The following is a 7,364-nucleotide window of genomic DNA, read 5'->3' on the forward strand; positions in this document are numbered from 1 at the left end:
TTACTTAAAAACTTTTATCAGCGTGTTTGTTATTCTCATGCTGATTTTTGTTTTACAAACCATCTGGCTTTATATTAAAGAATTGGCTGGAAAAGATTTGGACATGGTTGTGGTTGCTAAGTTCTTACTCTATTTTTCTCCCAAACTTATTCCACTTGTTCTTCCTTTAACCATCCTTTTGGCCTCAATCATGGTCTTTGGTAATTTTGCCGAAAACTATGAGTTTGCTGCCATGAAATCTACTGGGATTTCTCTTCAAAGAGCGATGGCTGGATTAAGTGTGTTTATAGTAGCTTTAGGAATTACCACCTTTTTCTTTACAAACAATGTCATTCCATGGGCTGAATATAATTCCTATAATCTTCGGAAAAATATTGCCAAATTAAAACCTGCCATGGTAATTGCTAAAGGTCAGTTTAATGAAGTTGGTAACGAATATAACATTAAGGTTACAGATAAAAGTGGAGAAAGAGGTCAATATCTAGAAGAAGTATTAATTCATAAAAAGTCTAAGGGAAAAGCTGGGAACTTCACGACAATTTATTCAAAAACAGGTGAACTTATAGGTGAAGAAGATTCAGACATCTTACAACTTATTCTCTTTGATGGGTATTTTTATGATGATACTCCTCCAAAAGACCATAAACAAAGGCAAAAAAAGCCAATGACAAAAAGTTATTTTGAAAAATATACCATTAACGTTGACTTATCAAACCTCAACAATATAGATCTAGAAGAAAAAAATATTAGTGACAAATACAACATGCTTAATATTAGAGATTTAAGCTACACGATAGATACTTTAAAAATAGATAAAGAGAATGATATATTAGAACTCGCAAATAATTTATATATCAGATCTACTTTACCTAATATAAATACTGGAATTAAGGCAAAAAAAGATACTATATATAACGGAACCATTCTAGAATTATATAGCAACAAAGACAAAGTTCAATTAATAGATTTAGCTTTAAATTCATTTAAAAGTACCTCTCAAATATTAGAGAATAAAGAAAAAGGAATAAAAACTCAAAACATTTGGTTAAACAAACACATTATTGCTTTACATGAAAAGTTAGCCTTAGGTTTTGCTTGTATTATATTATTTTTTGTTGGTGCACCTTTAGGAGCCTTAATTAGAAAAGGAGGTATTGGTTTACCAATGGTTGTTGCTATTTTGTTATTTCTAACCTATCATTTTATTGGTATTTTTGCTAAGAATAGTGCTAAAGACAGCAGTTTAAATCCTGTGTTTGCAGCATGGTTTTCTACTATAATCATGTTGCCATTAGGAGTTTATTTAACTAAAAGAGCTACGGAAGATCGTGGTATTTTTGAGTTTGATCATATTATAGAACCACTAAAAAAATTATTTAAATTAAAAAGCAATAAAAAAACTAGAGAAACGTCTCAACTTCCAGAAGAAGTTCTTAAAGCTATTAAGAATAAACATGGTATAACTCAAGAACCTTTAGCAAATGTTGAAGACTACGAGACTATTAAGAAAAGACATTCAGAATATAAAGAGTACGCAAGATTTACATTCATATTCTATATTATTGGTGCAGTACTCCTTCCTTTATATTTCATTTTAAAAAATAATAAGTTAGAAGAAGTAGCTTTAGTCTGTCTGCAACTAGGTATAATTTCACTTTGTATAAGCATATTCTATTTTATTATTTCACAAATAAAATTATATGCTATCTACAGATTGATTAAAACTAAAGGCTTTACAAAAAATCCAGTATTTGTAATAATAAGTTTTATTATATACCCTCTAACTCATTATTTAAGAAGGAATAAAATTAACGAAGACCTTTCTGTTAGTTTAAAATAACCCATATCTTTGCAAAACATTTAAATAATACTTATGTCTACGCTTAAAATGACAAAAGAATCTGTTCAAATAAAATTACATACCATTGAAGAAGCCATTAACGATATTAGAAATGGTAAAGTAATTATTGTTGTTGATGATGAAGACAGAGAAAATGAAGGGGATTTTTTGGCTGCTGCCGAAATGGTAACACCTCAAATGATTAATTTCATGGCAACTCATGGTCGTGGTCTAATATGCACACCACTTACAGAAAAACGATGTAAAGAACTTGAATTAAATCCAATGGTTCATAATAATACAGATCCAATGGAGACAGCATTTACAATCTCAGTCGATTTAAGAGGTAATGGTGTTACTACTGGAATTTCAGCGAGCGATAGAGCTAAAACTGTAAAAGCACTTGTCGACATAAGCACAAAACCATTTGAATTAGGTAGACCTGGACATATCTTTCCACTTGTAGCAAAACAAGGTGGTGTTTTAAGAAGAACTGGGCATACAGAAGCTGCTATAGACTTTGCTCGTTTGGCTGGTTTAAAACCAGCTGGAGTGATTGTTGAAATTATGAATGAAGATGGTTCTATGGCACGTTTACCTCAACTAATGAAGGTTGCTGAAAAATTTGATTTAAAAATAGTTTCTATTGAAGACCTTGTAGCTTATAGAATGGAGCATGATTCTTTAATTGAGAAGAAGGAAGATTTTAACCTTGAAACACGTTTTGGAAAATTTCGTTTAAGAGCATTTCAACAAACTACAAACAATCAAATTCATATTGCACTAACTAAAGGCACATGGTCTAAATACGAACCTGTATTAACTCGTGTAAATGCAACCTTAGTTAATACAGATATTCTTGGTACATTAACAAACAATGCAGACGAGAAACTAGACGACATGTTTAAAGTTATTAATAATGAAGGAAAAGGTGCTATTATTTTTGTGAATCAACAATCTCAATCCATGAATTTATTAAAACGTTTGAATGTTTTAAAAGAATCTCAAATTGAAGGTGAAATAGTTAAAGCACCACGAATTGAAATGGATCATAAAGACTTTGGCATAGGCGCACAAATACTACATCATTTAGACATTCATAAATTACGTCTTATTTCCAATAGAGAACAGACCAAACGTGTGGGAATGATTGGATATGGATTAGAGATTGTTGAATATGTAAAGTATTAATCTGCTACTTCAAAAACTTTAAAAAGCTCTTTGCTCTTTGTGTTTGGGACTTCGGAAATAAAAGCATATTTACCAGGCTTTAAATCAGCATAAAAATAACCTGTACTACCAGCAGGCATATCATTAACACCTCCTAAAAAAGTAATACCATTTGGAACAGGTGTGATTAACCCTTTAGGATGCGACCAATCCATCCAAGCTTCCAAAGCAGCTTCACTAGCATCATTTTCTAACTTTACTAAATTGATATCATGCCATATAAAATTCTCATGTGGTTTTTGGTCTTTTACATAAACAGAGAAAATTTGTTTTCCTTTGGTAATGTTTTTGTTATAACTTATACCTTCTTCTCCCGACAAGATAATGTTGACCGTTGACTCTGGAGGTGAGTTTCCACTATCTTCGTTAGTTACAATAATAGGTTTAGCCATTCCCATTAGGGTATGAAATTTACCATTAGGCATTTTTACATAGCATTCCATAATGTAATAGCCAGGATCCAGCTTAATTGTTGTTATAGCTGTATGCTTTGGAGCAATTAGGCCAGATCCTCCCGAAAAAACTATTTTTCCAAACCATTCTGGCAGTTTACCAAAAGCAGCAAAACCTTCTTCTGCTTTACCTGCATTAATAAGATCCATACCTTCCTCAAAAACAGGAGCTATCTCTGTAATTGCATTATCTACACTTTTACCTTCAGGATATTTGTCTAATAAAAAGAAATGTGTTTCATTGGATAGGTTTTGGTACTTAAAGGTGTTCCAACCAGAAGAGATGGTATCTACACTTTGAAATTCCATGCTTCGAGTTACAATATCAATAACATTAGACGGTTCTTCAATTACCTCTTCTACTTCAACTATTGTTTCTTCAATAGGTTCGGTTCTCTTGTCGTTTTTGCAATTGAAAAATATACTAAATAGAATTAGTAATATAAAAATTGGTTGGTTTTTAGTTTTCATAATTTAATTTTTAATGGCTTGATTCAAAGTTAGTTAATTATTATCTTTTTTGTGATTTTACTTCTATCTGTTTTTATTTTAAGTAAATAAATTCCTGATTTCAAATTGCGAACTTCTATTTGATTAACTTTTTTTGCTAATAAAACCTGTTTGCCTAATAAATCATATAGTGTTACCGTTTCAATTTGTTGGTCTGTTGAAATATAGAGGGTTTCGGAGACAGGGTTTGGGAATATTTTAATAACTTCTGCAGTCTCACTTTCTATTGATAAAGTTGGTCCATCTGTAATTGGATTAATAAAACCTTCAGAAACTTGAATATTTCCTACACTTAATTCTTGAATATTAACTTCACCAATAGTGTAAAGTATGTTTACTTCTCCAGCTGTGATACTTGCACCTCCATTATCAATACTAAACTTTTCTATTGTTTGCGCTGATGCAACAAACCCAATACATAGCATCATTAAAAAACATATTTTTTTCATGATTTTAGTTTTTAACCAATTTAATATCTGAAGGAGTCGCTTGTTTTTCTAAAGCCTCTACTCTATTTAAAAGTGCTTGTAGTAATGCAGATTGTTCTGTACTCGCCTGCTCTTGATTTTGTATTGTCTGTTTTTGGCTTTCAATAATAGCTTGCTGTTCTTGTATCGCTTTTATAAGTACTGGAATTAACTCACTGTAGCTAATACTTAAAGTATTGTCTTTATCTTCAGCTATATGAACAATTTCATTAATAATTGGCTGGACTTCTTGAGCAATCAAGCCTAATGACTTTTGCTGCTCCGGATAGCGTTTCCAATTGTAGTTTACTGGTTTCATTTGTAGTATTTCTTTTAAACCATAAGGTAACTCTGAAATATTGGTTTTTAAACGTCTGTCTGAGCTTTGAGTTAAGGTACCAGCTAATGTTGCATTACCATTACGAAAAACGGTGAAGGCATTAGTTCTGTTTGCTGTACTTACACCATTACCAACTTGAAACAAAGCACTAGAGGTTGTAGTATTGTCATTATTCTGACCAACTACAGTTGCATAAGAATCGTCGTTTATTAAGTTGTATCCTAAAGCTGAAGCCGCAAAGCTAGAAACTTGCACATTATTTCCCATAGCCAATGAATAATCACCACTCGCTTGCGTAATAATCCCTAAAGCCACAGAAGTATTTCCTGAAGCAATGTTACTGTCTCCGCTTGCTGAAGCATTAATACCAATAGCAGTTAAAAAATCACCTGAAGCTGTAGATAAATATCCCATAGAAGTCGCATTTTCCCCTGAAGCTAGTGTTTGCCTACCCATAGCTGTACTGAAGGTATTATTGGCTTCAGTACTGGTGCCTAATGCGGTCGAAGATTCTCCTGAAGCTATAGTCGATCTCCCAAGAGCTGTAGATCTCGTTCCTGAAGCTACTGAAAAATAACCCATAGACGTTGAACTTTGACCAGAAGCAGTAGTATTATAACCTGAGGCAAATGACCTATTACCTGTAGCTCCATAAACCTCTGATGCAAATTCTGAAATACTTAAATCTACTGCATTTGATCCAATATTTCCGTAGTTATTAGAATCTCTTCCTATAAAACGCCAACCAGAGCCACCATTTCCTTCATCTATAGCCTCTAAACCAGAAGCTTCTGAAGTATTAGCATCTAAATATTCTTTAGTAATTAATGCTTTTGGATTTGTAATTTCCGTTATATCTAAACTTGGCGCTATTATCATTCCTTCTCTTTCTACAACAAAAGCATTTGATCGATCATTTATATCAGTACCATTTCCTACTTGAAATAAGGTCGTTGATGACGTTGAATTTTCATTGAAAGCACCTACAACCAAACTATTAAAATCATCTGCTAAAGTGCCATATCCCATAGCAGCAGAGTTAGCTGCAGAAGCAGTTGTAACAGAACCTAATGCTGTTGATCTCTCGCCAGAAGCAGTTGTTAAATAACCATTGACGTTGAGTAGTTCCCAGTAGCACCATAAATATTGGAAACAAAATCACTATAGCTAAAATCAGCAGCATTCAATCCAATATTGCCATAATTAGCTTCGTTTCGTCCTATGAATCTCCAACCAATACCATTGCCTTCATCAAGAACTTCAAGTCCAGATACATTTCCAGCACTTAAAGCATAAGGTACAGCCATAAATTGAGTAGTTCCCATATCTGTTAAACCAGAGCCTATATCTATTTGTACGTTCAGAAAGTGTTCATTTCGATTCCAATTTATATTTGAAAAGTTATCACTAGTTGTGCCTTCTCCTATATTTACAATAACAATACCGTTAGCATCGGTATTTACGGTATGGTTTTCTTGGTAAACGTTAGTTGCTGCTTCACCTTCTAAAATAGTAAACTGTATGGTTACTGATTGGTTAGCCATGACATTACCTAAATTGTCCTTAATCAAAGCCTTATAGTTAATAGCTTGTTGGGCAACCACTGAAAGTGTTGACAAAAATGCGATGAGTAAGATTAGTTTTGATTTCATAATATTAAATTTTAACTAAAGCCTCTAGGAAAAATTCCCAAAGGCTTTGGTTTGTTTATTTTGTAACAATAATCTTTTTTGAAACTGATGAATTTCCATCTGTTATGAATATAAAATACAAGCCCTCTTCTTTTAAACGGTCTTTAATATCCAATTCTATATGAGTAGAATAGCTTTGTTTGCATTGGTAAACGGCTATACCAAAGGTATTCTTAATTGTTATTGTTAGCGTATTGACATGTGCTACTCCATTTTTCAATACTACTGAAAATTTACCTGTTGTTGGGTTTGGATAAATCACCACATCTTCAAGCGAATTAGCCTGTTTTGTTTGCGTATTACAGCCTCCCAAGGTATCTCCATGATCTAAATGGCGTTGCAATTGGTTTTCTCTTACACAAAGTTCTACAGACGTACCATTGTTTTTATTGTGGCAGATTAATACTTCGCCGGCAGAACAAGTATTACTATTACAAGCATTATTTGGATCATTTGGGCATGGGTCGTAACAATCTAAAACCCCATCACCATCAGAATCTTGATCTCCAATACAAGGGTCTATACAATCTGGAATACCATCGGCATCTACATCAATAGTATCATCTTCTCGGTTACATACATCGTTACAATCAGCAACACCATCATTATCTCTATCTCTATCTACTACACCACAGCCACATTTGCCTGGCTCTATTTTCTTTCTATCGTTAGGGCAACCATCTAGGCAATCTGGTGTCCCATCGTTATCACTATCTAGAGCACAGTCGTTGGTGTCTGGCGTATCTGGATTACAGTCGTCGTCTATACCATTGTTTGGTATTTCGGTTGCACCTGGGTTGACATTTGGGTTTGTGTCGTCACAATCTTCAACTT

Annotated in this window: 7 protein-coding genes; 2 read left to right on the plus strand and 5 right to left on the minus strand. The window is 33.2% G+C overall.

Annotation, left to right across the window (positions count from 1 at the left end; genetic code table 11):
- The first annotated feature begins 22 nt into the window (after positions 1 to 22).
- Positions 23 to 1,840 carry an LptF/LptG family permease gene (locus FVF61_RS01485; RefSeq protein ID WP_233586639.1) on the plus strand — a complete coding sequence of 606 codons (1,818 nt, stop codon included), beginning with the start codon at positions 23 to 25 and terminating at the stop codon, positions 1,838 to 1,840.
- A gap of 33 nt (positions 1,841 to 1,873) precedes the next feature.
- Complete coding sequence (ribB, locus tag FVF61_RS01490) at positions 1,874 to 3,031, plus strand: 3,4-dihydroxy-2-butanone-4-phosphate synthase (RefSeq protein ID WP_148452526.1); 1,158 nt, start codon at positions 1,874 to 1,876, stop codon at positions 3,029 to 3,031.
- Here the strand turns inward: ribB and FVF61_RS01495 are convergent.
- The 5 genes from FVF61_RS01495 to FVF61_RS01515 form a co-directional block, all read right to left on the minus strand.
- Entirely contained in the window at positions 3,028 to 3,993 is a 966-nt protein-coding gene (locus FVF61_RS01495; RefSeq protein WP_148452528.1) for a hypothetical protein, read from the minus strand. The two genes, ribB and FVF61_RS01495, sit on opposite strands and share 4 nt — an antisense overlap.
- A gap of 29 nt (positions 3,994 to 4,022) precedes the next feature.
- Complete coding sequence (locus tag FVF61_RS01500) at positions 4,023 to 4,481, minus strand: T9SS type A sorting domain-containing protein (protein ID WP_148452530.1); 459 nt, start codon at positions 4,479 to 4,481, stop codon at positions 4,023 to 4,025.
- A 4-nt stretch (positions 4,482 to 4,485) separates the two neighbouring features.
- Positions 4,486 to 5,868 (minus strand): tail fiber domain-containing protein, encoded by a 1,383-nt coding sequence (locus FVF61_RS01505; protein WP_148452532.1) that lies wholly within the window; start codon positions 5,866 to 5,868, stop codon positions 4,486 to 4,488.
- Between the two features lie 71 nt (positions 5,869 to 5,939).
- Positions 5,940 to 6,491: an Ig-like domain-containing protein gene (locus tag FVF61_RS01510; RefSeq protein WP_148452534.1), complete on the minus strand. Its 552-nt coding sequence runs from the start codon at positions 6,489 to 6,491 to the stop codon at positions 5,940 to 5,942.
- A 55-nt stretch (positions 6,492 to 6,546) separates the two neighbouring features.
- Positions 6,547 to 7,364 (minus strand): T9SS type A sorting domain-containing protein (locus FVF61_RS01515; RefSeq protein ID WP_148452536.1); only part of this gene is annotated, 818 nt, incomplete at its 5' end.

Source organism: Xanthomarina maritima, from assembly GCF_008084905.1.
In the GTDB taxonomy this organism is placed as follows: Bacteria; Bacteroidota; Bacteroidia; order Flavobacteriales; family Flavobacteriaceae; genus Xanthomarina; species Xanthomarina maritima.